This window comes from Streptomyces sp. PKA51 (genome assembly GCF_057552455.1).
The window spans coordinates 41775-63542 of sequence record NZ_BAAJPZ010000004.1 but is presented as its reverse complement, the minus strand read 5'-3'; the positions used below and the strand labels follow the sequence as shown (position 1 = coordinate 63542).

20 protein-coding genes and 5 tRNA genes are annotated in these 21768 nt (G+C 72.2%); 12 read left to right on the top strand and 13 right to left on the bottom strand.

The window, feature by feature from the left end; translation table 11 throughout:
• The first annotated feature begins 107 nt into the window (after positions 1 to 107).
• The 4 genes from AC27L3_RS07500 to AC27L3_RS07485 all read left to right on the top strand — a co-directional run bounded on the left by AC27L3_RS07500 (position 108) and on the right by AC27L3_RS07485 (position 5024).
• A complete protein-coding gene (locus AC27L3_RS07500; RefSeq protein ID WP_487233217.1) occupies positions 108 to 1586 on the top strand; it encodes a N,N-dimethylformamidase beta subunit family domain-containing protein in 1479 nt (492 codons plus the stop codon).
• Between the two features lie 69 nt (positions 1587 to 1655).
• The gene (locus AC27L3_RS07495) at positions 1656 to 2570 is read left to right on the top strand and encodes a phosphoribosylaminoimidazolesuccinocarboxamide synthase (protein ID WP_487233216.1); all 915 of its coding nucleotides are present in this window, start codon (positions 1656 to 1658) and stop codon (positions 2568 to 2570) included.
• Between the two features lie 355 nt (positions 2571 to 2925).
• Positions 2926 to 3627, top strand: coding sequence for a response regulator transcription factor (locus AC27L3_RS07490; protein WP_487233215.1), 702 nt, complete (start codon positions 2926 to 2928; stop codon positions 3625 to 3627).
• A gap of 5 nt (positions 3628 to 3632) precedes the next feature.
• On the top strand, positions 3633 to 5024 hold the full coding sequence (locus AC27L3_RS07485) for a sensor histidine kinase (RefSeq protein ID WP_487233502.1): 1392 nt from the start codon (positions 3633 to 3635) through the stop codon (positions 5022 to 5024).
• 19 nt (positions 5025 to 5043) lie between these two features.
• Here the strand turns inward: AC27L3_RS07485 and AC27L3_RS07480 are convergent.
• From AC27L3_RS07480 to AC27L3_RS07440, 9 genes are all read right to left on the bottom strand, one after another.
• Positions 5044 to 5116: transfer RNA gene (locus AC27L3_RS07480), tRNA-Gly, on the bottom strand.
• Between the two features lie 36 nt (positions 5117 to 5152).
• Complete coding sequence (locus tag AC27L3_RS07475) at positions 5153 to 5746, bottom strand: response regulator transcription factor (RefSeq protein WP_365968004.1); 594 nt, start codon at positions 5744 to 5746, stop codon at positions 5153 to 5155.
• 8 nt (positions 5747 to 5754) lie between these two features.
• Complete coding sequence (locus tag AC27L3_RS07470) at positions 5755 to 7089, bottom strand: sensor histidine kinase (protein WP_487233214.1); 1335 nt, start codon at positions 7087 to 7089, stop codon at positions 5755 to 5757.
• Between the two features lie 23 nt (positions 7090 to 7112).
• Positions 7113 to 7892, bottom strand: coding sequence for an ABC transporter permease (locus AC27L3_RS07465; RefSeq protein WP_487233213.1), 780 nt, complete (start codon positions 7890 to 7892; stop codon positions 7113 to 7115).
• Positions 7892 to 8914, bottom strand: coding sequence for an ABC transporter ATP-binding protein (locus AC27L3_RS07460; protein WP_487233212.1), 1023 nt, complete (start codon positions 8912 to 8914; stop codon positions 7892 to 7894). Before AC27L3_RS07460 ends, AC27L3_RS07465 begins: the two co-directional genes overlap by 1 nt.
• A 138-nt stretch (positions 8915 to 9052) precedes the next feature.
• Positions 9053 to 9125 (bottom strand) — tRNA-Gly (locus tag AC27L3_RS07455).
• A 79-nt stretch (positions 9126 to 9204) separates the two neighbouring features.
• Positions 9205 to 9276, bottom strand: a tRNA-Gly gene (locus AC27L3_RS07450).
• Between the two features lie 44 nt (positions 9277 to 9320).
• Positions 9321 to 9392, bottom strand: a tRNA-Gly gene (locus AC27L3_RS07445).
• 185 nt (positions 9393 to 9577) lie between these two features.
• A complete protein-coding gene (locus AC27L3_RS07440) occupies positions 9578 to 9895 on the bottom strand; it encodes a histone-like nucleoid-structuring protein Lsr2 (RefSeq protein WP_344438592.1) in 318 nt (105 codons plus the stop codon).
• A gap of 317 nt (positions 9896 to 10212) precedes the next feature.
• Between AC27L3_RS07440 and purS the strand changes: the two genes are divergently transcribed.
• The 6 genes from purS (at position 10213) to purM (ending at position 17145) form a co-directional block, all read left to right on the top strand.
• Positions 10213 to 10458, top strand: a complete 246-nt coding sequence (gene purS, locus AC27L3_RS07435; protein WP_030367046.1) for a phosphoribosylformylglycinamidine synthase subunit PurS — start codon at positions 10213 to 10215, stop codon at positions 10456 to 10458.
• The gene (gene purQ, locus AC27L3_RS07430) at positions 10455 to 11135 is read left to right on the top strand and encodes a phosphoribosylformylglycinamidine synthase subunit PurQ (protein WP_487233211.1); all 681 of its coding nucleotides are present in this window, start codon (positions 10455 to 10457) and stop codon (positions 11133 to 11135) included. The genes purS and purQ overlap by 4 nt, the downstream gene beginning before the upstream one ends.
• Positions 11135 to 13384, top strand: coding sequence for a phosphoribosylformylglycinamidine synthase subunit PurL (gene purL, locus AC27L3_RS07425; RefSeq protein ID WP_487233210.1), 2250 nt, complete (start codon positions 11135 to 11137; stop codon positions 13382 to 13384). Before purQ ends, purL begins: the two co-directional genes overlap by 1 nt.
• Before the next feature lie 108 nt (positions 13385 to 13492).
• Positions 13493 to 14335 carry a sterol carrier family protein gene (locus tag AC27L3_RS07420; protein WP_487233209.1) on the top strand — a complete coding sequence of 281 codons (843 nt, stop codon included), beginning with the start codon at positions 13493 to 13495 and terminating at the stop codon, positions 14333 to 14335.
• A gap of 148 nt (positions 14336 to 14483) precedes the next feature.
• The gene (gene purF / locus AC27L3_RS07415) at positions 14484 to 16001 is read left to right on the top strand and encodes an amidophosphoribosyltransferase (RefSeq protein ID WP_487233208.1); all 1518 of its coding nucleotides are present in this window, start codon (positions 14484 to 14486) and stop codon (positions 15999 to 16001) included.
• A 61-nt stretch (positions 16002 to 16062) separates the two neighbouring features.
• Positions 16063 to 17145, top strand: coding sequence for a phosphoribosylformylglycinamidine cyclo-ligase (gene purM / locus AC27L3_RS07410; RefSeq protein ID WP_487233207.1), 1083 nt, complete (start codon positions 16063 to 16065; stop codon positions 17143 to 17145).
• A 119-nt stretch (positions 17146 to 17264) separates the two neighbouring features.
• Here the strand turns inward: purM and AC27L3_RS07405 are convergent, their stop codons facing one another.
• Positions 17265 to 17522, bottom strand: a complete 258-nt coding sequence (locus tag AC27L3_RS07405; RefSeq protein WP_487233206.1) for a DUF3073 domain-containing protein — start codon at positions 17520 to 17522, stop codon at positions 17265 to 17267.
• A 375-nt stretch (positions 17523 to 17897) separates the two neighbouring features.
• A complete protein-coding gene (locus AC27L3_RS07400; protein WP_487233205.1) occupies positions 17898 to 19013 on the bottom strand; it encodes a Leu/Phe/Val dehydrogenase in 1116 nt (371 codons plus the stop codon).
• A gap of 221 nt (positions 19014 to 19234) precedes the next feature.
• Here AC27L3_RS07400 and AC27L3_RS07395 point away from each other — a divergent pair, with 221 nt between their 5' ends.
• Together AC27L3_RS07395 and bldC are read left to right on the top strand one after the other, a co-directional pair.
• Positions 19235 to 20077, top strand: coding sequence for a DUF8083 family protein (locus tag AC27L3_RS07395; protein WP_487233204.1), 843 nt, complete (start codon positions 19235 to 19237; stop codon positions 20075 to 20077).
• Positions 20078 to 20567: 490 nt separating this feature from the next.
• Positions 20568 to 20774 carry a developmental transcriptional regulator BldC gene (gene bldC, locus AC27L3_RS07390; RefSeq protein ID WP_003949541.1) on the top strand — a complete coding sequence of 69 codons (207 nt, stop codon included), beginning with the start codon at positions 20568 to 20570 and terminating at the stop codon, positions 20772 to 20774.
• A 345-nt stretch (positions 20775 to 21119) separates the two neighbouring features.
• Here the strand turns inward: bldC and AC27L3_RS07385 are convergent, their stop codons facing one another.
• On the bottom strand, positions 21120 to 21344 hold the full coding sequence (locus tag AC27L3_RS07385; RefSeq protein ID WP_487233203.1) for a DUF6274 family protein: 225 nt from the start codon (positions 21342 to 21344) through the stop codon (positions 21120 to 21122).
• Between the two features lie 237 nt (positions 21345 to 21581).
• A tRNA-Asp gene (locus AC27L3_RS07380) sits at positions 21582 to 21656 on the bottom strand.
• Positions 21657 to 21768 lie beyond the last annotated feature (112 nt).

Genomic DNA, 21768 nt, shown 5'->3' with positions numbered 1-21768 from the left:
CGGGGAATTTCCCGACGATCGGTGACGGACCGGTTGCGTCATGTGATCTGCTGGGAATCTGCCGGGAAACCGAAAAGGTATGCGGTGGCCCAGGGGAGGGAGCGCACATGGAGAGGGAGCACAACCGCCGCTGGGAGTCCGGCGCGCTCGCGCACGCCGTCTCGGACCCGTTCGGGCAGGGGCCGCTGCCCTGGCTGCGCGGCGGCGAGTTCTACTTCGACGGCACCGGGCAGATCATCCCCTGGTACGTCGACCCGGTCCCGGCCCCCGCCGAGGCCCGCATCCCGCCGCCCCGCAGACCCGGGCCGCGCGCCGCCGACGACGTCCACTGCCAGATCAAGGGCTTCGCCTCCGCCAGCGCCGTCGCCCCCGGCGAGGCCATCGACTTCCGCATCACCGTCGACCCACCGCAGCAGTTCAGCGTCGACATCTACCGCATCGGCCACTACGGCGGCGTGGGCGCAGCGAAGATCACCACCAGCCCCCGGCTGTCCGGCATCGTCCAGCCCCCGCCGCTCGTCGCCGAGCGCACCGTCTCCTGCCACCACTGGTGGCTGTCCTGGCGGTTGCAGATCCCCGCCTTCTGGAGCAGCGGCGCCTATGTGGCCGTGCTGACCACCGCCGACGGCTACCGCAGCCACATCCCCTTCACCGTTCGCGACGGCAAGCCCGCCGACCTGCTGCTGGTCCTGCCCGACATCACCTGGCAGGCCTACAACCTCTACCCCGAGGACGGCCGCACCGGCGCCAGCCTCTACCACGCCTGGGACGACGAGGGCCGGCTGCTCGGCGAGGAGGGCGCCGCCACCACCGTCTCCTTCGACCGCCCCTACGCCGGCGCCGGCCTGCCCATGCACGTCGGCCACGCCTACGACTTCATCCGCTGGGCCGAGCGCTACGGATACGACCTCGCCTACGCCGAGACCCGCGACCTGCACGCCGGGCGAATCGATCCGGCACGCCACCGGGGCGTCGTCTTCCCCGGCCACGACGAGTACTGGACGGCCGAGATGCGCCGCTCCGTCGAACACGCCCGCGACTGCGGCACCTCGCTCGTCTTCCTCTCCGCCAACACCATGTACTGGCGCGTGGAGCTCGCCGCCTCCCCGGCCGGCCCCCACCAGCTGCTGACCTGCCGCAAGCGCCGCGGCCCCGGCCGCCCCGCCCTGTGGCGCGAGCAGGCGCCGGCCGAACAGCAGCTCCTGGGCATCCAGTACGCCGGCCGCGTCCCCGAGCCGGCCCCCATGGTCGTCCGCAACGCCGACCACTGGCTGTGGGAGGCCACCGGCGCCGGCGAGGGCGACGAACTGCCCGGGCTCGTCGCCGGCGAGGCCGACCGCTACTTCCCGCGCACCGCCCTGCCCGAGCACACCCGCCGCATCCTGCTGACCCACTCCCCGTACAAGGACGGCGAAGGCGTCACCCGACACCAGGAGACCTCGCTCTACCGGGCTCCCAGCGGCGCCCTCGTCTTCGCCTCCGGCACCTTCGCCTGGTCCCCCGCCCTCGACCGGCCCGGTCACGTCGACCCCCGCATCCAGCGGGCCACGGCCAATCTCCTCGACCGCATCTGCAAACGCGTCTGACCCCTCCCGGCGGCAGCGCACGGCCGTGCGGCAGAATCGGGGTGTTTGGACAAACCACCAGGAGGACGCGTGTCCGGATTCGTCGAGAAGCCCAAGCCGGCCCAGGTGCCGGGCCTGGTCCACCTGCACACCGGCAAGGTCCGCGACCTCTACCGCGACGAGGCCGGAAACCTGGTGATGGTCGCCAGCGACCGCATGTCCGCCTACGACTGGGTGCTGCCCACCGAGATCCCCGACAAGGGCCGCGTCCTCACCCAGCTCTCCCTGTGGTGGTTCGACCTGCTCGCCGACCTCGCCCCCCACCACGTCATCTCCACCGAGGTGCCCGCGGGCGCCCCCGCCGACTGGGCCGGGCGCACCCTGATCTGCCGCGACCTCGACATGGTCCCCGTCGAGTGCGTCGCCCGCGGCTACCTCACCGGCTCCGGCCTCGCCGAGTACCGGGAGAGCCGCACCGTGTGCGGGCTCGCCCTGCCCGAGGGCCTTCAGGACGGCTCCGAACTCCCCTCCCCGATCTTCACGCCCGCGACGAAGGCGGAGGTCGGCGAGCACGACGAGAACGTCTCCTACGAGGAGGTCGCCCGCCGGGTCGGCGCGGAGACCGCCGCCATGCTCCGGCAGCTCACCCTCGCCGTCTACAGCCGCGCCCGCGACATCGCGCGCGAGCGCGGCATCCTCCTCGCCGACACGAAGTTCGAGTTCGGCTTCGCGAAGGGCGACGACGGCGAGGCCGGGCTCGTCCTCGCCGACGAGGTCCTCACGCCGGACTCCTCCCGCTTCTGGCCCGCGGAGACCTGGCAGCCCGGGCGCGCGCAGCCGTCCTTCGACAAGCAGTACGTCCGCGACTGGCTGACGTCCCCGGCATCCGGCTGGGACCGCCACGGCACGACGCCGCCACCGGAGCTGCCGGCGGAGGTCGTCGAGCGGACGCGGGCGAAGTACGTGGAGGCGTACGAGCGCCTCACCGGCACGAAGTGGGCATAACGCCCCGCCCCACGCGGCGGTAGCCGCGGATCGGCGCTGCCCCGTCAGGGGCGCGGGGAACTGCGCGATCGGCCACGACGCACCCGCAGGGTCGGGGACGGCAGGTCGACTGCGGGCCGCCGGTGGCTGATCGCGCAGTTCCCCGCGCCCCTAGCGGGGCGCTGGACGCGTCCTAAGACGGGGCCTCGCCGGGCAGGTCGACACGGCGGGTCGTCGCCCACAGCAGGAGCGCCGCGGGGCTGAAGGAGGCGCCGAGACTGCTGCCCGCCCAGTAGAAGACGGACGGGGGCCGCTGAGCGGGCCCCGCGCCCGGCCCGCCGGAGGCGCACCGGCCCCGTCTGCGATCGTGGGCACCATGCCGCCGCCGTCCATCCTCGTCGTCGACGACGACCCCGATGTCCGTGCCGCCGTCGCCGACGGCCTCACCGTCGAGGGCTACACCGTGCGCGAGGCCCCCGACGGCCTCGCCGCCCTGTCCGCCGTGGCCGCCGCGCCCCCGGACGCCCTCGTCCTGGACCTCGCCATGCCCGTCCTCGACGGCCTCGCCGTCTGCCGCCGGCTGCGGGAGCTGGGCGACCGTACGCCCGTGCTCGTCCTGACCGCCCGTGACGCGGTCTCCGACCGCGTGGCCGGCCTGGACGCCGGGGCCGACGACTACCTCGTCAAGCCGTTCGCGCTCGACGAGCTCTTCGCCCGGCTGCGGGCCCTGCTGCGCCGTGCCGCCCCCGCGCCCGAGCAGCACGACGCCTGCGAGGGGCCGCTGACCTTCGCCGACCTGACCGCCGACCCGGCCACTCGCACCGGCGAGCGCGCGGGCCGGGCCATCGAGTTCACCCGGACCGAGTTCGCCCTGCTGGAGCTCTTGATGCGCCACCCCGGACAGGTGCTGCCGCGGGAGCTGATCCAGGAGCGGGTGTGGGGCGCCGACTTCGGCCCGGAATCCAACTCGCTCGCCGTCTACGTCGGCTACCTGCGCCGCAAGCTGGAGGCCGGCGGCGCGTCCCGCCTGGTGCACACCGTGCACGGCGTCGGCTACCGGCTCAAAGAGACGCCGTGAGAGCCCTGCTGCGCCGCAGGCCCCTGCGCGCCCGCCTGGCCCTGGTGACCACCGCCGCCGTGGCCGTCGTCGCCCTCGGCGTCCTCGCGGCCGCCTACGTCGTCATCCGCTACGAGCTCGTGCGCCAGCTCGACCTGCAGCTGCGCCAGCAGGCCCAGCTGATCGCCCAGCAGAGCCGCGGCAGCGGCCCCGGCGTGGTGGGGGACCAGTGCGCCTGGCGGGCCGCACCGGCCTGCGCCCAGATCGTGGGCGCCGACCCGGCGGCCCCCGGCCCCGGCCCGCACGGCGGCCTGCTCCTGCCCGTCACCGGCGCCACCCGCCGCGTCGCCGCCGGCACCCTCGGCCCGTACTACAGCGACATCACCCACGACGGCCGCCCCATGCGGATGCTCACCACGCCCCTGCCCGGGCGCAGAGGCCAGGCCCTGCAGGTCGCGGCGCGCTCCGACTCCGTCGACCAGGGCGTGCGCCAGGCCGGGCTGCTCCTCGGCGCGGTCGGCGGCGCGGGCGTCCTGCTCGCCGCGGGCCTGGGGTACGCCGCCTCGCGGACCTCGCTGCGCCCGGTGACGCGGCTGACCGCGACCGCCGAGCGCATCGCCGCCACCCGCGATGCGGCCCACCGCATCGAGCTGGCCCCCTACGAGGCCCGCCGCGGGGACGAGATCACCCGCCTGGCCACCAGCTTCAACACCATGCTCGGCGAGCTGGAGGAGGCCGTGGCGGCCCAGCGCCGCCTGGTCGCCGACGCCTCGCACGAGCTGCGCACGCCGCTGACCGCCCTGCGCACCAACGCCGAACTCCTCGCCCGCGCCGAGCGGCTCTCGCCGGCCCAGCGCACGCGCGCCGCCGACGCGCTGGGCCGGCAGCTGCGCGAGGTGACCGGCATGGTGGGCGACCTGATCGAGCTCGCCCGGGACGAGGAACCGCAGCCCTTGGTGGAGCAGGTGCGCCTGGACCGGCTCGCCGAGCGCTGCGTGGCCGACGCCCGCGGCCACTGGCCGGCGACGCTCTTCACGGCCGACGTCGTGCCGGTGACCGTGGCGGGCGTGCCCGCCCGGCTGGCCCGGCTGCTGGGCAACCTCCTCGACAACGCGGCCAAGTTCAGCCCGGCCGGTGCGACGGTGGACGTGGAGCTGCGGCGTACGCAGGGCAGCGCCTGCCTCACGGTGCGCGACCACGGCCCGGGCATCACGCCCGAGGACCTTCCGCACGTCTTCGACCGTTTCTACCGCTCGCGGCAGGCCCGGGCACTGCCCGGCTCCGGGCTGGGCCTGGCCATGGCCCGGCAGATCGCCCGGGCGCACGGCGCGGAGCTGACGGCCGAGCACGCGCCGGGCGGCGGCGCTCTCTTCCGGCTGACCATGCCCCGGGCACACGACGAAGGCCCCGGTCGGTGACCGGGGCCTTCGCTCCCTGAGCGGACGACGAGGCTCGAACTCGCGACCTCAACCTTGGCAAGGTTGCGCTCTACCAACTGAGCTACGTCCGCATTCGCTCCGCGCGTTTCCGTGCGGTGCGGGTTCCACTATAGCCAACCCTGGGCGCGTGCGATGCGCGCCGCCGCGTGACGGTTCTCCGCGCCGAGCTTCGCGGCGGCCGAGGAGAGGTAGTTCCGCACCGTGCCGGGGGTGAGCCGGGCGCGCTCGGCGATCTCCGCGACGGGGGCGCCGTCCTCGGCCAGTTCCAGCAGCTCCGCCTCGCGCGCGGTCAGCGGGGAGTCGCCGGCGCTGATGGCGTCGGCCGCCAACTCCGGGTCCACATAGCGGCTTCCGCCGTGCACCGTGCGGATGATCTCGGCGAGCCGCTGGGCCGACACCGTCTTCGGGACGAAGCCGCGCACGCCCGCCTCCAGGGCCCGCTTCAGGTGCCCGGGCCGCCCGTGACCCGTCACGATCATGGTGCGGCAGCCGGGGAGTTCGGCCCGCAGCGATGTGGCCACTGTCACACCGTCCAGCCCTGGCATCTGGAGATCCAGAACGGCCACGTCGGGCCGGTGGGCCCGGGCCATGGCGAGCGCCTCCGGCCCGCTGGCGGCCTCGGCGACGACGCGCAGGTCGTCCTCCAGCCCGAGCAGCGCGGCCAGCGCCCCGCGAATGAGGTGCTCGTCGTCGGCGAGCATGACGCGGATCACACGGTCCTCCCCTCGCCGGCCGCGGCCCACCGGCGCACGCCGCTCACCGTCACGGCGGGCGGGGGTGGCGCGGGCGAGGGATCCGCCGCCGCGCCCACCGGGACCCGCGCCGTCACCCGGAACGTGGCGCAGTCCCCGTACGCCGCGTCCACCGTGCCCCCCAGCGCCGCCAGGCGCTCCCGCAGGCCGGCCAGCCCGGAACCGGCGCCGCCCCCGGCCCCGCCGGCGCTCGCGCCGTCGTTGTCGACGGTCAGCACCGCCGTGCCCCCCACGCGCCGCAGCCGCACCTCGCACCGCCGCGCGTCCGCGTGCCGCAGCACGTTCGTCGTGGCCTCCCGCACCACCCACGCCAGCGCCGACTGCACCGCCGGGGGCAGGTCGCCGTCGGCGGCCGGTGCGTCGTCGATGCGGCAGGCGATGCCGGCCGCGGTCAGGATGCCGCGCGCTCCGGCCAGTTCCGTGTGCAGATCCGCCTCGCGGTAGCCGCGGACGACCTCGCGCAGCTCCCGCTGCGACTCCTGCGCGATGCGCTGCACCTCGGCCATCTGGTCGGCGGCCGCCCCGGCCCCCCGCCGGGACAGCTGCACCGCGAGCTCGCTCTTGAGCGCGATCGCCGCCAGATTGCGGCCGAGGATGTCGTGCATGTCCCGGGAGAACCGCAGCCGTTCCTCCGCGACCGCCAGCCGTGCCTGGACCGCGCGGGCCGCGTCGACCTCCCAGATGATCGACAGCATCCAGCCGGAGACGCGGGCCATGAGCATGACCCACCCGCACTGGAAGAGCGCGCCCACCGCAATGCCCGCGAGCACCGGGAACGGCAGCCCGATCACCGCGAACGGCACCCACGCCAGCAGCAGGGAGACCCCCGCGCACACCGCCGCGTACACGCGCTTGCGCACCAGGAGGCAGAAGGCGCCGGCCGGCGGCAGCGAGGTGCCCATGAGCAGCGTGGGCGCGGCCTGGAGGGCGTCCTCGGACGGGTGCCTGCCCAGCATCGCGGCGAGCAGGCACAGCGCCAGCGCCAGCAGGGCCGTGGCGAGGACCAGCCGCCCCCGTGGCACGGGGGCCTCGCCGCTCTTGTCGAGGTAGTGGTCGAGGGCCCGCCGGATCAGCCCGGCCCCCGTGGCGGCCTGGGCGACGCCGACGGCGAGGAAGGCCACGGTGAGGACCGTGCTCACCGCCCCCTGCCCGGCCAGCGCCAACAACGAGGCGCTCTGGGCGAGGAGGAAGAACCACGGGACCACGTACAGCGCACCGCGCGAGTACATGTCGATCTGCTTGACCTTGCTCTGGCGCCGGAACGCCCGCACCCGCCGGAACACGCGCGCCACCCCCCGTATTGGATTTGCCCAGCTCAGCGCCGTGGTTCCCAGCGGAACCACCGTCGTACAGCAAACACCCCCAGGCCGACCCAGACCAAGGCGGCCCCCAGGTGGGCGAGCACGCTCCCCGCGCCCGCCCCGCCCAGCCAGCCCTCGCGCACCAGCTGCACCACCCCCGTCAGCGGCAGCACCTCGCAGACCCGCGCGAGGGTGTCCGGGAAGAGGTCGAGCGGGACGAAGATGCCCGAGCCCAGCAGCGAGACCATCGCCAGCGGCATCGCCGCGAGCTGGGCGCTCTCCGAGCTGCGGGCGAAGGCCGTGGACGCGGCCGCCAGCGCGCTCAGCACGACCACGCCCAGCAGCGCCCCCGCCACGAGGAGTTCGGGTCGCGCCGGGAGGGGCATGCCCAGCCAGGTGACACCCGCCACCACCAGCAGGACGCACTGCACCAGCGCGATCAGCGCCGACGGCAGGGCCGTGCCCGCGAGGATCTCCAGGTCGCCGGCCTCGCCGGTGCGCAGCCGCTTGAGGACGAGCTCCTCGCGCCGCGCCGTATAGGCGCTCATCAGGTTGTAGTAGACGCAGAAGATCAGGACGTAGCCGAAGGCCCCCGTCATGGTGACCTCCTTCAGCGACATCCCGCTGCGGCCCAGGTCCACCTGCTGGGCGCCCGCACGCATCGCGTAGATCATGAGCGCGGGCATCAGGAGGGTCATGGAGAGCGCCGTCCTGTTGCGGCCGAGCAGGGTCAGCTCCGCCTTCCCCAGGGCGAGGGCCCGCCGCGGCCCCGTGACCGTCCCCGTCGTCGCCATCACTCGCCCCTCCCCGCGGAAACACCCGTCGGTACGCCTGCCGGTACGCCTGCCGGTACGCCTGCCGGTACGCCTGCCGGTACGTCCGCAGATGCGCCCGCTATGGCCAGGAACGCCTCCTCCAGGGAGGCGGTTCGCGCGTCCAGCCCTTCCAGCTCCAGGTCCTTGTCCCGGGCCCACAGCAGCAGCCCGGTCAGGGTGCGCTGCAGCTCGGACGTCTGCAGTTCCACACGCCCGTCGTTCTCCTCGTGCCGCAGGACGCCCAGTTCGGCCAGCGGCGGCAGGTCGCCGACGAACCAGCCGGCCGGCATCGCGAAGCGGATCCGGGCCGGGTGGGCGCCGATGACCTGCGCGGGCGTGCCCGCGGTGACGATGCGGCCCTCGCGCATGATCGCCACCCGGTCGGCCAGGGCCTCGGCCTCCTCCAGGTAGTGCGTGGTCAGCAGCACCGTGGTGCCCTCCTCGCGCAGCCGCCGCACCAGCTGCCAGGTGGTGTGCCGGGCCTCGGGGTCCAGACCGGTGGTGGGCTCGTCGAGGAAGAGCACCTCCGGCCGCCCGAGCAGGGCCAGCGCCAGGTCCAGCCGGCGCCGTTCACCGCCGGAGAGCTGCTTGACGCGCACCTTGCCCCGGCCGCTCAGCCCCACGAGCGCCAACGCCTCGGCCACGGGCCGGGCCCCGGTGGTGCAGCCGGCCCACATCGTCGCCGTCTCGGCGACCCCCAGCTCGGAGGGGAAGCCGCCCTCCTGCAGCATCACCCCGATCCGCGGCCGCACCAGGCGCCGCTGCGCGTACGGGTCGTGGCCCAGCACCCGCACCTCGCCGCCGGTCGGCCGGGCCAGGCCCTCCAGCAGCTCGACGGTGGAGGTCTTGCCCGCGCCGTTCGTGCCCAACAGCGCGAAGACCTCGCCGCGACGCACGGTGAAACAGACGCCTCGCACCGCTTCGAATCCCTTGTCCTGCCCGGGCCGCCCGTATCGCCGGTGCAGCCGGGAGACCTCGATCACACTCTCCCTGGACTCCATGCCTCAAAGGCTCCCGGCGGATCCGGGCGCGGAGCAGTGCGGGCTGTCATGACCTGCGATGACGAATGTCATCGCGGCGATTCCGGGCCGGGGGAACGCCGAAGGCCCCGGTCTGATGACCGGGGCCTTCGTTCTCTGAGCGGACGACGAGGCTCGAACTCGCGACCTCAACCTTGGCAAGGTTGCGCTCTACCAACTGAGCTACGTCCGCATTGCTCCCGACCGGCTCTCACCGGGCGGTGCGAGCACCACTCTACCTGATCCACTGCGGTGGTCGGTAAACGGTGCGGAGCGGGTGACAGGAATCGCACACTGCGCCTCCCTCTTGGAAAGAGGGCGCTCTACTACTGAGCTACACCCGCATGGCCCTCCAGCCGGACCACGTACGTGGCCGGTGGACGGTCAGAGCGGGTGACAGGAATCGCACACTGCGCCTCCCCCTTGGAAAGGGGGCGCTCTACTACTGAGCTACACCCGCGTGACGTTCGAAGTGCTCGGCCGTTTCCCGGCCTTGCCCCTCGGCGTGATCCAGACTCTAGCTGATCACCCGGGGTGCTTGGCAAGTCGGATGATCAGCCCGGCCGTGCGGGGCGCTGCGAGGGGCTGCGCAGGGTGCGGCGGGCGCCCGCGGGGGGTGGGCGCGGGGCGGCCCGGCGGCCGGGGTCAGCCGGCCGCGTTGAACGCCTCGTAGACCGCCTTGGGGATGCGGCCGCGCGGCGGCACCTCCATGCCGCGCGAGCGGGCCCAGGCCCGGACGGCCGCGGGGTCGGGCGCGACGGCGGTGCGGCGGTAGGCCCGCCCGGAGCGGGACTGGCGGCGGGCGGCCTCCTTGTAGGGCGCGAAGATGTCGCGCAGCCGCTCCGCATTGTCTTCATTCAGGTCGATCTCGTACGACTTGCCGTCGATCCCGAAGATGACGGTCTCCGCGGCTTCCCCGCCGTCGATGTCGTCGGAGAGTGTGACCACTACGCGCTGTGCCACGGAAATCGGTCCTTTCGGCCAGGTATCGCCGCGGTGACCTGCGGCGACGTCGGGGTTGCGGTTGTTCTCGGGCAATACATATTCATTTGTACGGCAAAGGGCAATGCGTTGCCGGCACCAGTAAATTCCGTACCGGCCCGTCGCCGCAATCGCCCCGGTGCATCCCCCCGGGATTTTTCCCGGAATTTTCCCGAGCGTCCCCGAAGGGCCGCACCGGGAATGCGAAGGATAAGCCCAGCATATCTATGCGCGTAGATTTTTCGGGACTGTACTCTGGCGGTACCGCTTCAGCTCACGCACCAACCCCGGGAGTGCCAGTGGCACGCGTCGTAGTCGACGTCATGCTCAAGCCGGAGATCCTCGACCCGCAGGGGCAGGCGGTGCAGCGCGCACTGCCTCGCCTGGGTTTCGAGGGGATCGCCGACGTCCGTCAGGGCAAGCGCTTCGAACTCGAGGTGGAGGGACCCGTCGACGACGCCGCCCTCGCCCGCATCCACGAGATGGCCGAAACGTTTCTCGCCAACACCGTGATCGAGAACTTCACCGTGCGAGTGGACTCGTGACCGCACGCGTGGGGGTCATCACCTTCCCCGGCACGCTCGACGACCGCGACACCCAGCGCGCCGTCCGCATCGCCGGCCTGGAAGCAGTACCCCTGTGGCACCGCGACAAGGACCTCAAGCAGGTCGACGCGGTCGTCCTGCCCGGCGGCTTCTCGTACGGCGACTACCTGCGCGCGGGCGCCATCTCCCGCTTCTCGCCGGTGATGGAGACCGTCATCGACCAGGCGAAGGCCGGCATGCCGGTCCTCGGCATCTGCAACGGCTTCCAGGTCCTGACCGAGACCCACCTGCTGCCCGGCGCCATGCTGCGCAACAACCACCTGCACTTCATCTGCCGCGACCAGAAGCTCCGCGTGGAGAACGCGCAGACCGCCTGGACGGCCGACTACGCGGCGGGCCAGGAGATCTCCGTCCCGCTCAAGAACATCGACGGCCGCTACGTCGCCGACGAGCGGACCCTGGACGAGCTGGAGGCCGAGGGCCGCGTCGCCTTCCGGTACCTCGACGGCAACCCCAACGGCTCGCTGCGCGACATCGCGGGCATCACCAACGCCGCCGGCAACGTCGTCGGCCTGATGCCGCACCCCGAGCACGCGGTCGAGCCCCTCATCGGCACCGGCCGCACCGACGGCCTCGGATTCTTCACCTCGCTCCTCAAGAAGCTGGTCAGCGCCTGATGACTCTCGACACCGTCAAGCACGCCGACGAGACCCCCGACGTCGAGCAGCCCTGGGCCGAACTCGGCCTCAAGCAGGACGAGTACGAGCGCATCCGCGCGATCCTGGGCCGCCGCCCCACCGGCGCCGAGCTCGCGATGTACAGCGTCATGTGGTCCGAGCACTGCTCCTACAAGAGCAGCAAGGTGCACCTGCGCCAGTTCGGCGAGAAGGCCCCGGAGAACGATGCGCTCCTCGTCGGCATCGGCGAGAACGCCGGCGTCGTCGACGTCGGCCAGGGCTACGCGGTCACCTTCAAGGTCGAATCGCACAACCACCCCTCCTACATCGAGCCCTACCAGGGCGCGGCCACCGGCGTCGGCGGCATCGTCCGCGACATCCTCGCCATGGGCGCCCGCCCGGTCGCCGTCATGGACCCGCTGCGCTTCGGCGCCGCCGACCACCCCGACACCAAGCGCGTCCTGCCGGGCGTCGTCGCGGGCATCGGCGGCTACGGCAACTGCCTGGGCCTGCCCAACATCGGCGGCGAGGTCGTCTTCGACGCCTGCTACCAGGGCAACCCGCTGGTCAACGCCCTGTGCGTGGGCGTGATGAAGCACGAGGACATCCACCTCGCCAAGGCGTCCGGCGCCGGCAACAAGGTCGTCCTGTACGGCGCCCGCACCGGCGGCGACGGCATCGGCGGCGTCTCCGTGCTCGCGTCCGAGACCTTCGACGACAGCAAGCCCGCCAAGCGCCCCGCCGTCCAGGTCGGCGACCCCTTCCAGGAGAAGCTCCTCATCGAGTGCACCCTGGAGCTCTTCCGCGAGGGCCTCGTCGAGGGCATCCAGGACCTCGGCGGTGCCGGCCTGTCCTGCGCCACCAGCGAGCTGGCCAGCGCCGGTTCCGGTGGCATGCGGGTCGAGCTCGACCGCGTACCGCTGCGCGACGCGACGCTCTCGCCGGAGGAGATCCTCATGAGCGAGTCGCAGGAGCGCATGTGCGCGATCGTCGAGCCCTCGAAGATCGACCGCTTCCTGGAGATCTGCGAGAAGTGGGACGTCATCGCCACCGTCATCGGTGAGGTCACCGACGGCGAGCGGCTGGAGATCTTCTGGCACGGCGAGCAGATCGTCGACGTCCCGCCGCGCACCGTCGCCCACGAGGGCCCGGTGTACGAGCGCCCGTACGCCCGCCCCGAGTGGCAGGACGCGCTGCAGGCGGACGACGCGAACGCGCTGCCGCGCCCGCAGACCCCCGAGGAGCTGCGCGAGCAGGTCCTGAAGGTCATCTCCTCGCCCAACCAGGCGTCCAAGTCCTGGATCACCGACCAGTACGACCGCTTCGTGCAGGGCAACACCGTGCTCGCCCAGCCCGAGGACTCCGGCATGGTCCGCATCGACGCCGAGACGGGCCTGGGCGTCGCGGTCGCCACGGACGGCAACGGCCGGTACGCCAAGCTCGACCCGTACGCCGGCGCCCAGCTGGCGCTCGCCGAGTCGTACCGCAACGTGGCCGCCACCGGCGCCCGCCCGCTGGCGATCTCCAACTGCCTGAACTTCGGCTCCCCCGAGGACCCGGCGGTCATGTGGCAGTTCGCCGAGGCCACGCGCGGCCTCGCGGACGGCTGCCTGGCCCTGGGCACCCCGGTGACCGGCGGCAACGTCTCGCTGTACAACCAGACCGGCGAGACCGCGATCCACCCGACCCCCGTCGTCGCGGTACTCGGCGTCATCGACGACGTCAACCGCCGTACGCCGATGGCATTCCGGGAGGAGGGCCAGCTGCTGTACCTCCTGGGGGACACCGCGGAGGAGCTCGGCGGCTCGGCCTGGTCGCAGGTCGTCCACGACCACCTCGGCGGCCTGCCGCCGAAGGTCGACCTGGAGCGCGAGAAGCTGCTCGCCGAGATCCTCATCGCGGCCTCCCGCGACGGCATGGTGGACGCGGCGCACGACCTCTCCGACGGCGGCCTGGTCCAGGCCCTGGTCGAGTCGTGCCTGCGCGGCGGCAAGGGCGCCCGGATCGTGGTGCCCGACGGGCTGGACCCCTTCGTCTTCCTCTTCTCCGAGTCCGCGGGCCGGGCGGTCGTCTCCGTCCCCCGCAGCGAGGAGCTCCGCTTCGCCGACATGTGCGGCGCGCGGGGCCTGCCGGCCACCCGCATCGGCGTGGTGGACGGCGAAGAGATCGACGTCCAGGGCCAGTTCACGCTACCGCTGGCCGAACTGCGTGCGGCGCACGAGGCCACCATCCCGGCGTTGCTCGCGTAACGGCGCGCGCCCGGGGGCGCCGCCGGTCGCCTCACGCGTTCGGGTCGGGCCCGGCCGGTTCTCCCGGTTGGGCCCACCGGAAGCGTGGCCAACGATTAGGCTCGCGCCATGCCTTCCGCTCAGCGCAAGCCGCGTACCCGCAGCCACGATCCCGCCAAGGTGCGGACCGCCCTGCAGGGCCAGGTCCGGGCCGTACGGGAACTGGTGGCCGTGGTGTGCGCGGAGCCGGACGCGCGGGCGCTGCTGGCGGCGCCCACGCGGCTGGGGCGGTGGACGGTCGGCGAACTGATCGTCCACCTCGCCGACGCGCTGGACTGGTTGCCCCGGCTGCTGGCCGAGCCGCGGCCGTCCGCGGGTGCAAAGGCCGTGCGCACCGGCCTCGTCGAGTACCTCGACGGGGCCGGCGCGAAGGCCGAGGACGTGGCGCGGCGCACGAGCGAGGCCGCCGCCGCCCTCACCGACGACGGCCCCGCCGCCGTCGCCGAACGGCTGGATCGAGCCACCGCGCAGCTGACGGCGGTGCTCGAACAGGCCGATCCCACCGACGTGGTGGCGACGGCGCTCGGCCCCATGACGGTGGCCGACGTCCTCGTCACACGCCTGGTGGAGGCCGTGGTGCACGCCGACGACCTCGCCGAGGCCACCGGCACGGCCGTGCGGCACGACCGGCACGCCCTCGCGGTCGTCACCCGGCTGTTCGCGGACGCGCTGGCGGTCAAAGCACCGGGCGGCTCCGTGGAGTTGCGCATCCCGCCGTTCGCGGTGGTGCAGTGCATCGAGGGCCCCCGGCACACCCGCGGCACCCCGCCGAACGTCGTGGAGAGCGATCCGGTCACCTGGATCCGCCTCGCCACGGGCCGGACCCGGTGGGAGGACGCCGTGCGCGCCACCACCGTGACCGCGAGCGGGGAGCGCGCGGACATCTCCGCATACCTGCCGCTATTCACTTGAGCGGTTAAAGCGAATTCCCCTGCGCGCCGTGCGAATGCGCCGTGCGAAAAGGTGATGCGCTGTGCCCGTCGAGTGGCTGTCCGTGGTGTGAGGCAGAACCGGTCGTCCCCGGTTCGGATGAACCTCATCCCTGCCATAGACTCAAGGTGTGCCTCGTGGTGACGGACGACTCAACCACGACCTGCTTCCCGGCGAAAAGGGCCCCCAGGACGCTTGTGGCGTCTTCGGTGTCTGGGCTCCGGGAGAAGAGGTCGCCAAACTCACCTATTTCGGGCTGTACGCCCTGCAGCACCGCGGACAGGAGTCCGCGGGCATCGCAGTGAGCAACGGCTCGCAGATCCTCGTATTCAAGGACATGGGACTGGTTTCCCAGGTCTTCGACGAAACATCCCTCGGCTCCCTCCAGGGCCACATCGCGGTCGGTCACGCCCGCTACTCCACCACCGGAGCTTCGGTGTGGGAGAACGCGCAGCCGACCTTCCGCGCAACGGCCAACGGCTCCATCGCCCTCGGCCACAACGGCAACCTGGTCAACACCGCCGAACTGGCGGAGATGGTCGCGGCCCTGCCCCGGGACAAGGGGCGGGCCACCCAGGTCGCGGCGACCAACGACACGGACCTGGTCACCGCCCTGCTGGCGGGCCAGACCGACGACGACGGCAAGCCTCTGACCGTGGAGGAAGCCGCCCGGAAGGTCCTCCCGGACGTCCGGGGCGCCTTCTCGCTCGTCTTCATGGACGAGCACACCCTCTACGCCGCCCGCGACCCGCAGGGCATCCGCCCGCTGGTCCTCGGCCGCCTGGAGCGCGGCTGGGTGGTGGCCTCCGAGACGGCGGCGCTCGACATCGTCGGCGCCACCTTCGTCCGCGAGGTCGAACCCGGCGAGCTGATCGCGATCGACGAGAACGGCGTGCGGACCAGCCGCTTCGCCGAGGCCCGCCCCAAGGGCTGCATCTTCGAGTACGTCTACCTCGCCCGCCCCGACACCGACATCGCCGGCCGCAACGTCTACCTCTCCCGCGTGGAGATGGGACGCCGGCTGGCCGCCGAGGCGCCGGCCGACGCCGACCTGGTGATAGCGACCCCGGAGTCCGGCACTCCGGCCGCCGTGGGCTACGCCGAGGCCAGCGGCATCCCCTACGGCTCCGGCCTGGTCAAGAACAGCTACGTGGGCCGGACCTTCATCCAGCCCAGCCAGACCATCCGCCAGCTCGGCATCCGCCTCAAGCTCAACCCCCTCAAGGAGGTCATCCGCGGCAAGCGCCTGGTGGTCGTCGACGACTCGATCGTCCGCGGCAACACCCAGCGCGCCCTGGTGCGGATGCTGCGCGAGGCCGGCGCGGCCGAGGTCCACGTCCGGATCTCCTCCCCGCCGATCAAGTGGCCCTGCTTCTTCGGCATCGACTTCGCCACCCGGGCGGAGCTGATCGCCAACGGCATGAGCGTCGAGGAGATCGGCCGCTCGCTGGGCGCGGACTCCCTCGCCTACATCTCCCTCGACGGGATGATCGAGGCGACGTCCATCCCCAAGTCCAACCTGTGCCGCGCCTGCTTCGACGGCGAGTACCCGATGGAGCTGCCCGACCCCGAGCGGCTCGGCAAGCACCTGCTGGAGACCGAGCTCGCCGGCGGCCCCGACGCCGCCGACGCGCTCCGGCGCCCGTAGCGCCCGCGCACCCCACCCTGACGTCACCCCCTGACGTACGACACGAAAGATCTTGAGGACCATGTCTCCCGAGACCACCAGTGCCGGCGGCGGCGCCAGCTACGCGAGCGCGGGCGTCGACATCGAGGCGGGCGACCGCGCCGTCGAGCTGATGAAGCAATGGGTGAAGAAGGCCACCCGCCCCGAGGCCCTCGGCGGCCTCGGCGGCTTCGCCGGCCTCTTCGACGCCAGCGCCCTCAAGCGCTACGAGCGCCCGCTGCTGGCCTCCGCCACCGACGGCGTGGGCACCAAGGTCGACATCGCCCGCCGCATGGGCGTCTACGACACCATCGGCCACGACCTCGTGGGCATGGTCGTCGACGACCTGGTCGTCTGCGGCGCCGAGCCGCTGTTCATGACCGACTACATCTGCGTGGGCAAGGTCCACCCCGAGCGGGTCGCCTCGATCGTCAAGGGCATCGCCGAGGGCTGCGTCCTGGCCGGCTGCGCGCTGGTCGGCGGCGAGACCGCCGAGCACCCCGGGCTGCTGGGCGCCGACGAGTTCGACGTGGCCGGCGCGGGCACGGGCGTGGTCGAGGCCGACCGGCTGCTGGGCGCCGAGCGCATTCGTCCGGGTGACGTCGTCATCGCGATGGCCTCGTCGGGACTTCACTCGAACGGGTACTCACTGGTGCGGCACGTGCTCTTCGAGCGGGCCGGCTGGGAGCTCGACCGCGAGGTGCCCGAGCTCGGCCGCACGCTGGGCGAGGAGCTGCTGGAGCCCACGCGGATCTACTCCCTGGACTGCCTGGCCCTCACCCGCACCACCGAGGTGCACGCCTTCTCGCACATCACCGGCGGCGGGCTCGCCAACAACCTCGCCCGCGTGATCCCCGACCACCTGCGCGCGGTCGTCGACCGCACGACGTGGACGCCGGGCCCGGTCTTCTCCCTCGTGGGGGAGCTGGGCAAGGTCGCGCGCCCGGAGCTGGAGAAGACGCTCAACATGGGCGTCGGCATGATCGCCGTCGTGCCCCCGGAGGCCGTCGACGTCGCCCTGGCGACGTGCGCGGACCGCGGACTGGAGGCCTGGGTGGCCGGAGCGATCACGGAGCGCGGAGACGCCCCGGAAGCGGCCGTCCTGACGGGCGACTACGCCGTGTGAAGGGGCGCCGGTGCCCTCCCGGGCCGCTGCGGCGGCACGGGGGCACCGGCGCCCCTTCACGGACAGCACAGAACCCGGTCCGGGCGAGGCCCGGACCGGGTCGGTGAAATTTCAGAGCGTCAAGCGCGGCGACGGTATGCGGACGAGTCGGACGCCGAGTGCTCGTCCTCGTCCTCATCGTCGTTGTAACGCGCCGCGTACTGAGCGTACGGGTCGTCGTCCAGCTCGTCGTCGAGCGGCTCGCTGTTCGGCGGCTGCTTCGTCGGCGATGTTGCGCCCAGCTCACTGGCCAGACGTGTCAGGTCCGTCCCGCCGCTGTTGTACTTCAGCTGGCGGGCGACCTTTGTCTGCTTGGCCTTGGCCCGGCCGCGCCCCATGGCTCGACCCCCTCATTGACGGGGCTCAGCGGCCCCAGAGTCTTGACACGCGTTCACGTTCATGAGTTCAGAGCGGACCCCTGTCCAAGGGTGTCCGGCCTGTAGAGCTTCAACGGTACCTGCTTCCGCGGCCATACGGTACGTCGCCCGCATGACGTGGCACGCAGCACAACCCGCGAGCCGCTCTGTACTCGCTGGTCAGATGCGATTTTAACGTGTCCTGGACGCCGACCCGCCGAGAGGTGGTGACACTTCTCTCCTTTCACCACCGCCCGGCGGCCCACTGTGGGGACCGGTGTACGGCCTTCGTTCAGGCACTCGGCCAAGCGGCCTCACCCGAACGAGTGACGGCGGGACCGAGGCCGAACGTTTCGGTCACTGCTCCGCCGTCACCCGGGCAGTTTTCCCCTCCGCCATGCGCTGCTCGGCGAGCCGGTCGGCCGCGACGGCCGGCGGAATGCCGTCCGCCTTCGCCCGATCGAAAATGGCCAAAGTCGTGTTGAAAATCTTGGCCGCCTTGGCCTTCGCCCGCTCGAAGTCGAAACCGTGCAGCTCGTCCGCGACCTGAATGACGCCGCCGGCGTTCACGACGTAGTCGGGCGCGTAGAGCACGCCCCGGTCGGCCAGGTCCTTCTCGACCCCCGGGTGGGCCAGCTGGTTGTTCGCGGCCCCGCAGACGACCGTCGCGGTCAGCGCGGCCACCGAGTCGTCGTTGAGCGCGCCGCCCAGGGCGCAGGGGGCGTACACGTCCAGCGGGGTGCGGACCAGCACGTCCGCGTCGGTCACCGCGGTGACCTTCGGGTGCCGGGCCATGATCCGCTCGACGGCCTCGGCCCGCACGTCCGTGATCACGACCTCGGCGCCGTCCTCGATCAGGTGCTCCACCAGGTGGTGGCCCACCTTGCCCACGCCCGCCACGCCGACCCGGCGGCCGGCCAGCGTCGGGGCGCCCCACTGGGTCTGCGCGGCCGCCCGCATGCCCTGGAAGACGCCGAAGGCGGTGAGCACCGAGGAGTCGCCGGCGCCGCCCTGCTCGGGGGAGCGGCCGGTGGTCCAGCGGTTCGTCCGGGCGACCACGTCCATGTCCTGCACGTACGTGCCGACGTCGCACGCGGTGACATAGCGGCCGCCCAGGGAGGCCACGAAGCGGCCGTACGCGAGCAGCAGCTGCTCGGTCTTGATCAGGTCGGGGTCGCCTATGATCACGGCCTTTCCGCCGCCGTGATCGAGCCCGGCCAGGGCGTTCTTGTACGACATGCCGCGCGAGAGGTTGAGCGCGTCCTGCACCGCCTCGTCCTCGGAGGCGTAGGGGTAGAAGCGCGTACCACCCAGGGCCGGGCCCAGGGCGGTGGAGTGCACGGCGATCACGGCCTTCAGGCCGCTCTCGCGGTCCTGGCACAGCACGACCTGCTCGTGGCCGCCCTGCTCCGATCGGAACAGGGTCTGCAGCACGCCGCCGGCGGCTTCGGTGGTGGGACGTACGTCAGTCACGGTGGTGACTCCATATGTCGCGGAGGTCGCCCTCCCGGGGTGGCGGAGGGCCGGTTGGCACGAGGGTAGGGCCTGGCGGCGCCCGGGAAGGGCCGCGTGCCGAGGATCACCCTCCCGTGCTGCGACGTCGTGGGACGATCTGGACGAGAGCGCGGGGCGACGCCGCGGGCAGCGGCCCGGCGGGCCGCCCCCCAGGGGTCCTACGGCTTGAGGGAGCGAGCGTGGGCGTGGCGTCGTCGATGACCGTCCCGTACGCGGCGTACCTGCGGGTCTACGAGCCGCTGGGGGCCTTCCCCGAGCCCGAGCGCAGCCACTGGCTGCGCTACGCCCGGCGCGGTGAGCTGCCCGGTGCCCAGGAGGAGTTGCGCCGCTCGCTCGCCGACCTCCTGCCCACCCCGCCGGTGCCCGTGCCGGTGCACGAGAGCGCCGACGCCTTCGTGGCCGTGGTCGACGGCGTGCTGTGCGTGTGCCCCTGGCGCACCCGGCTGCGCGGCTGGCTGGCCCTGCAGAGCCTGGCCGACAGCCTGCCGGCGCCCGTCCTGGACGCGGCGCTGCCGCCGGTGGTGCGCCGCCAGGCCGTCGCCGACTACGAGCACTGGCTCGAGCGCAATCCCGACGCCCGGCCGTGGATCAGGACCGCCACCTGGCAGGTGCCGCTGCGCTGGTTCGTGCTCTTCTCCGACGACGAGCGCGACTACGACAGCGGTGAGGGCGGCCGCGAGGTACGGATGCGCTACCGCACGCCCATGGTCCAGGCGCGGCGCCGGGTGGCCCGGGGCCTGCGCACCCTGCGGGACGCGATCGAGGAGGGACCGCTGATCGAGGGGCTGGTGGAGGTGGGGCGATGGCTGGAAGAGTTCCATCCGCGGTCCCTGGTGGAGCTGGACTACGGCGGACTTGTGCATATGGTTCCGGAAGCACGACTGGCCGAGGACCACTCCGCGGCCGACACGGCGGAGGGACTGGCGGCGCTGCGGGCGGGTGACGGGGCGCGGGCCGGTGCGGCGTACGAGCGGCTGACGGAGCGTTGGAGCGCGGTCCGCAACCGCCAGTTCGCCAACTGACCGCCCGTCGTGGGGCCGGGGCGGGCACGGTCCGGGACCTAGGTCCCGATCCGGGCCATTGTGGCAAGCGTGACCTACCGCACTTACGGAAGGTCTTGCGCCGATCGCCCATCCTCATGGCAAAATAGGACAAGGAGCCTCGGAAGGGCTCCTTCCGCCTAACTGAGGGCGGATAGATCGGTATTGCACTCCTTGGCGGATCTGGTGACCCCTGATCTGATTGATCCCGCTGTGACTGATCGTCACGGTGGCGTGACTGTCCGCTATGGCATGGTCCATCGGCTTCCGTCGAGGTTGAACACCTGAGAGGGCAATTCCATCGGTTTGGCCGACGTGGCTGGACAGATGGTGTAGTTGTAGTGCCGAGGACAAGCCGTTCGTCCTATAACCGACTCGGCCCGCGTCCGCCATTTCGGGCAACGCGGGTCAAGGTGCAGAATTTAGAGGAAAGAACCGACGTGATGGTTCGGTTCTCCCGAGGAGGCCGCTCATGACCGCTCGCACCCCTGATGCCGAGCCGCTGCTGACCCCGGCTGAGGTTGCCACGATGTTCCGCGTGGACCCGAAGACGGTCACCCGCTGGGCCAAGGCTGGCAAGCTCACGTCCATCCGCACGCTCGGAGGACACCGGCGCTACCGCGAAGCCGAGGTCCGTGCCCTGCTGGCGGGTATTCCGCAGCAGCGCAGCGAGGCCTGAACAACTGAATGACCGGGTGATTTCCGGGGCCCCCAACCCGGCTGTCGCCCAGCACAGCTCCACCAAGCAGTGAACGACGGGACGCCTGCCCCAACAGGTTCCCAGCCCACCGACTTGGGTGCGTCGTCGATCGCGCTGGACTCCGCCGGGTCCAGCGCGATCTTTTTATGCCCGCGTGCATGCAGGGCGCCCGGACGGCGCCGAGGGGCCGCCGCCCCGGGGGCGCCCTTCGGGGCCGGTGCAATTGCACATATTAAATTGAGCAGGGGTGAAGGGGGTGTGAGTTCCCCCTTCACCGAAACTCTTTCGGTGACACCCATCACATCGCGGTCGCCTTGTCACCCATCATGGCGCTGCGGTAAAGGAGTTGCTGCCCTCACCACTGAGGGTGACACCCGCGCCCGGCGGCCCCGCCGGCTCTCCCACCCCCTCCCGGGCCAGCTGCAGCAGCCGGTGGCAGACCGGGCAGTGCCGGGTCAGATGCCGGTAGCCGGCCGCGGCGGAAAGGTGAGCACGCAACAGCGCCCGCGTCTCGTGCCGGGCACGCTCGGTCCGGGTGGTCGTCGTCATGGGGCGCAGCACCTCCCTCTGACTGGGGTACCCCTGGCACGTGTCGCAGTCAAGGTCGACAACGAGGCCCGGTGGGGCGAGGCGCCGATCCGGCCGGTATCCGGCCGGGGCCCGGCCGGGAACGACGACGTGGCTCGCGCGGAAACGACGATGAGGCTCGCGCAGGAACGACGACGTGGCTCGCGCGGAAACAACGATGAGGCCCGCACCGTGAACGGTGCGGGCCTCATCCCACTGCGGTCCTGACGGGATTTGAACCCGCGGCCTCCACCTTGACAGGGTGGCGAGCACTCCAAACTGCTCCACAGGACCTTGCTTGCGTTCCCCTTCCGGGGGCTGCGAAACAAGACTCTACAGCAGGTCAGGCCGTGCGGTCGAACCCGCTCGGTGAGGCGTGGAGCACACGCCTCACCATCACCTCACC

Excerpts from the sequence above, each read along its gene's own strand:
- AC27L3_RS07500 (WP_487233217.1), top strand. The coding sequence starts at position 108 with ATGGAGAGGGAGCACAACCGCCGCTGGGAGTCCGGCGCGCTCGCGCAC.
- AC27L3_RS07490 (WP_487233215.1), top strand. The coding sequence starts at position 2,926 with ATGCCGCCGCCGTCCATCCTCGTCGTCGACGACGACCCCGATGTCCGT.
- AC27L3_RS07475 (WP_365968004.1), bottom strand. The coding sequence starts at position 5,746 with ATGCTCGCCGACGACGAGCACCTCATTCGCGGGGCGCTGGCCGCGCTG.
- AC27L3_RS07465 (WP_487233213.1), bottom strand. The coding sequence starts at position 7,892 with ATGGCGACGACGGGGACGGTCACGGGGCCGCGGCGGGCCCTCGCCCTG.
- AC27L3_RS07460 (WP_487233212.1), bottom strand. The coding sequence starts at position 8,914 with ATGGAGTCCAGGGAGAGTGTGATCGAGGTCTCCCGGCTGCACCGGCGA.
- purL (WP_487233210.1), top strand. The coding sequence starts at position 11,135 with ATGACTCTCGACACCGTCAAGCACGCCGACGAGACCCCCGACGTCGAG.
- AC27L3_RS07420 (WP_487233209.1), top strand. The coding sequence starts at position 13,493 with ATGCCTTCCGCTCAGCGCAAGCCGCGTACCCGCAGCCACGATCCCGCC.
- purM (WP_487233207.1), top strand. The coding sequence starts at position 16,063 with ATGTCTCCCGAGACCACCAGTGCCGGCGGCGGCGCCAGCTACGCGAGC.
- AC27L3_RS07405 (WP_487233206.1), bottom strand. The coding sequence starts at position 17,522 with ATGGGGCGCGGCCGGGCCAAGGCCAAGCAGACAAAGGTCGCCCGCCAG.
- bldC (WP_003949541.1), top strand. The coding sequence starts at position 20,568 with ATGACCGCTCGCACCCCTGATGCCGAGCCGCTGCTGACCCCGGCTGAG.
- AC27L3_RS07385 (WP_487233203.1), bottom strand. The coding sequence starts at position 21,344 with ATGACGACGACCACCCGGACCGAGCGTGCCCGGCACGAGACGCGGGCG.